The following is a 3429-nucleotide window of genomic DNA, read 5'->3' as shown; positions in this document are numbered from 1 at the left end:
GAAGAAGGACCTGAAGGCCCGGGTCCTCTCCGCCTTGCGCTCGTTGCAGCGGATGCCGGACAAGATTCGGGGGTTTTTCCTGGCCCCAAGTTGCCGATACGCCGCCTAGGGATCTGGCAATACTTTTGTAGGTATTAGTAATGCCCCTTCGCTGGATAAGATCCTCGAGCTCCTGGAGGCCGACCGGTGATCCCTTCGATCGACCTCGCCCGCCGCATCGTGGACGGGGCCGGGGTGGGCCTGGTGCTCCTCGGGGAGGGGTTTTGCGTGGAGGCCTGGAACGCCTGGATGGAGAAGGCGTCGGGCCTTCGGGCGGCCGAGCTCCTGGGCCGGCCCCTGGCCGAGGTGGCGCGGGAGTTTGTGGAGCGTCACGAGCCGGACCTGGAGGAGGTGGCGGAGAACGGCGGGTACCGGTTCCTCTCGGCCCTCCTGCATCCGAAGCTCCTTCCGCTCCGGGAGCCCGACGGGGCGTACCTCGTCCACGACATCCTGGTGGGGCCCCTGGACGTGGAGGGGGAGCGCCGGCGGCTGCTGCTCACCGTGCGCTCGGTGGCCGAGCACGTGCGGGCCTACCGGGACCTGGAGCGGCTGTTCCACCAGGTGGCCGAGGGCAAACGGCTGTGGGAGGCCGCCTTCGACGCCCTGGACGAGCTCGTGTGGGTGGTGGACCGGACCGACACCGTGCTCCGAGCCAACCGGGCCGTGGCCCGGCGGGCCGGAAAGACCTTCCCCGAGATCATCGGCAAGCCCTGCCCCGAGGTGATGGGCGGGGGAGAAGACTGCCGCCACTGCCTGGCGGCGACCCCCGAGGGCGGCGACGGTATGGCCCCGTGCCTGGGACCGGCCTATCGGTTCGCGGCCCATCCCGTGGGCGACGGGAACCTGGTGTGCACGGCCGTGAACCTGGCCCCCGTGCGCCGGGCCTGGGAGCAGGCGGCCCGGGCCGAGAAGACCTTCTCGCTGGTGCGGCTTGTGGCCGGCGCGGCCCACGAGCTCAACAACCCCCTGGCCGCCATCGCCGGGGCCGCCGAGGTGGCGCTCCTGGCCTGCGAAGACCCGGGGCTCCGCCGCAAACTCGACCTCATCGAGGCCCAGGCCCACCGGGCCGCGACCATCCTCCACCGCCTCCAGGAGTTTGCCCGGGTCCGCACCGGCCCCCGGGAGCCGGTGCGCCTCGCCGAGGTCTGGCGCCGGGCGAAACGGGGGCTCGCGTTTCCTGCGGGGGTGCGGTTCCGGGAGGACGCGCCCGACGACCTGCCGGAGGTCATGGGCCAGCCCGCCCGGCTGGAAACCCTTTTCGCCGCGCTCCTGGACAACGCGCTCAAGGCCGTGGGCGGGGCCGGGGAGGTCCGGATCGCGGCCCGTCACGACCCCGAGGCCGGGGAGGTGGTGGTCACGGTGGAGGACACGGGCCCCCGGTTCGCCGAGGAGGCCCTGCCCCACGTGTTCGACCCGTTTTTCACCACCCGCGAGGTGGGCCAGGGCGCCGGGCTGGGGCTCTCGGAGTGCCAGGGCATCGCGGCGGACCACGGCGGCACCATCGAGGCCGGCAACCGGCCCGAGGGCGGGGCCCGGGTCACCCTGCGGCTCCCCGTGGCGGGCACCCGGGTGGCCGACCACATCCCCCCCGTGGGCACCCACGACCGCATGCTGGCCAGCCTGAGCGGCGGGGGGAAGGGGAGTTGAGGGACATAAGGGACGAAAGGGACCAGCCGCCTAGCCGCCTAGCCGCCCAGCCGCCCAGCCGATCTCATGCACCCACACCCCGTGGGTGGCCCCCCGCCAGTCCACCTCCTCCAGATGGAGATCCCGCCCGAAGCCCTCGGCCTCGAGCCGCTCCACCGTGCCCTCGGCGATCCGTCGGCCCGGCTCCGCCACGTAGGCCCGGCCTCCCGGGGCGAGCACGCTTTTGAGGGTGGCGAGGAAGGGCTCCAGGAACCGCCGCTCGTACAGGACGTCGGCCGCGAGCACCAGGGGCGCCCGCAGGTCGGCCGGGGGGGCGCGCCAGTCCAGGAGCCGGGTGCGGCCGGGCTCCCCGAGGTTCAGGGCGTGGTTCGCCCGGGCGAACCCGAGGGCGTCGGGCTCGTAGTCGGTGAAGGTGACCCGGGCCCCGGCAAGGGCAGCCGCAACGCCCACGAGCCCCAGACCGCAGCCCAGCTCCACCGCCTCCTCCCCGGGCCGCACGGCGCCCTCCCGGAGCAGGAACCCCGTCAGGGCCACCCCCGAGGCCCAGAGTTCCGCCCAGTAGGGGAACCGCTCGTCCTCCTCGAACGCCTTCGGGTCCACCCGGTCGGCCAGTTCGTTGGGGTCGGCCGGCTGGAAGAGCCGCACGGCCCGGCCCCCCGCCGGCACCGTGCGAAGGGCCACGTCGTACCCCGGGGGCAGGAGTCGCGCCGCCGGGCCGAATTGCGTATAAAGGGGCCCCTCGGCATCTCGGGGAGGAGGCGGCATGCGGATCTGGGCCATCTCGGACCTACACCTTTCGTTCGGCAAACCCAAGCCCATGGACCTCTTTGGCGACCACTGGCGCGACCACGCGGCGCGGATCGCCCGGGCCTGGCGGGAGCGGGTGGCCCCGGAGGACGTGGTGTGCCTGCCCGGGGACCTCTCGTGGGCCCTGAAGCCCGCCGAGGCCCAGCCCGACCTGGCCTGGCTCGCCGGGCTCCCGGGCCGCAAGGTGCTGGTGAAGGGGAACCACGACTACTGGTGGACCTCCACCTCCCGGGTGCGGCGGATGCTACCCGAGGGGGCGGTTGCGATCCAGGGGGACGCGGTGGAGATCGACGGGGTGGGGTTCGCCGGGGCCCGGGGGTGGGTGGACCCGACGCTCGACTTCGCGCCGCTCTCCGACCACCTGCCCGGGGAGCCCGCGGCCATGCACGGCATCCGGGGCGAGGCCGAGGACCGCCGGATCTACGAGCGCGAGCTCGGCCGGCTCGAGCGGAGCCTCCGGGCGCTGGGGCCCGGCCCGGCCCTCCGGGTGGCGCTCCTCCACTTCCCCCCCACCTCGCCCCGGCTCGAGGACACCCCGGTCACCCGGCTCCTGGAGCGCCACGGCGTGGAGGTGTGCGCCTTCGGCCACCTCCACGGCCCGGGCTGGGAGCGGTACGAAAACCCCTACGGCGAGAAGAACGGCGTGCGCTACTACCTGGTGAGCGCCGACTTCGCGCGGTTCGCGCCGGTGGAGATTTGGACGTTGGGACGTTAGGACGTTAGGACGTTGGGACGTTAGGACGTTAGGACGTTGGGACGGCAGGACGTCCACGCGTCCGCACGTCCGCGCGTGTCAGCCGACCAGCCTTGAAACGAACACCGGCCGGCGGGATTTCCGCAGGACCCGCTCGGCCACGGTGCCCAGGAACACGTGCCGGAGCCGGCCCTTGCCGTGGCTCCCCATCACGATGAGGTCGGCGTCCAGGTTCTCCGCCG

At 73.2% G+C, this 3429-nt stretch carries 4 protein-coding genes; 2 read left to right on the top strand and 2 right to left on the bottom strand.

The features are described 5' to 3' along the window. Window positions 1-186: 186 nt before the first annotated feature. Window positions 187-1686: a PAS domain-containing sensor histidine kinase gene (locus tag ACY0I8_RS17140; RefSeq protein WP_461395719.1), complete on the top strand. Its 1500-nt coding sequence runs from the start codon at window positions 187-189 to the stop codon at window positions 1684-1686. 30 nt (window positions 1687-1716) lie between these two features. Here ACY0I8_RS17140 and ACY0I8_RS17135 read toward each other — a convergent pair whose 3' ends face one another. Continuing rightward, a complete protein-coding gene (locus tag ACY0I8_RS17135; protein ID WP_461395718.1) occupies window positions 1717-2466 on the bottom strand; it encodes a class I SAM-dependent methyltransferase in 750 nt (249 codons plus the stop codon). Here ACY0I8_RS17135 and ACY0I8_RS17130 point away from each other — a divergent pair. Further along, a complete protein-coding gene (locus tag ACY0I8_RS17130) occupies window positions 2450-3208 on the top strand; it encodes a metallophosphoesterase (protein ID WP_461395717.1) in 759 nt (252 codons plus the stop codon). The two genes, ACY0I8_RS17135 and ACY0I8_RS17130, sit on opposite strands and share 17 nt — an antisense overlap. A 78-nt stretch (window positions 3209-3286) precedes the next feature. Here the strand turns inward: ACY0I8_RS17130 and ACY0I8_RS17125 are convergent, their stop codons facing one another. Next, complete coding sequence (locus tag ACY0I8_RS17125; protein ID WP_461395720.1) at window positions 3287-3418, bottom strand: universal stress protein; 132 nt, start codon at window positions 3416-3418, stop codon at window positions 3287-3289. Window positions 3419-3429: the final 11 nt, after the last annotated feature.

The organism is Deferrisoma sp., from assembly GCF_054681715.1.
The sequence above is the reverse complement of the archived record's forward strand: the minus strand, read 5'-3'. Positions and strand labels throughout refer to the sequence as shown.

What these genes read in the sequence shown, in the direction of transcription:
- ACY0I8_RS17130 (WP_461395717.1), top strand. Translation starts at nt 2,450, where the DNA reads ATGCGGATCTGGGCCATCTCGGACCTACACCTTTCGTTCGGCAAACCC.
- ACY0I8_RS17135 (WP_461395718.1), bottom strand. Translation starts at nt 2,466, where the DNA reads ATGGCCCAGATCCGCATGCCGCCTCCTCCCCGAGATGCCGAGGGGCCC.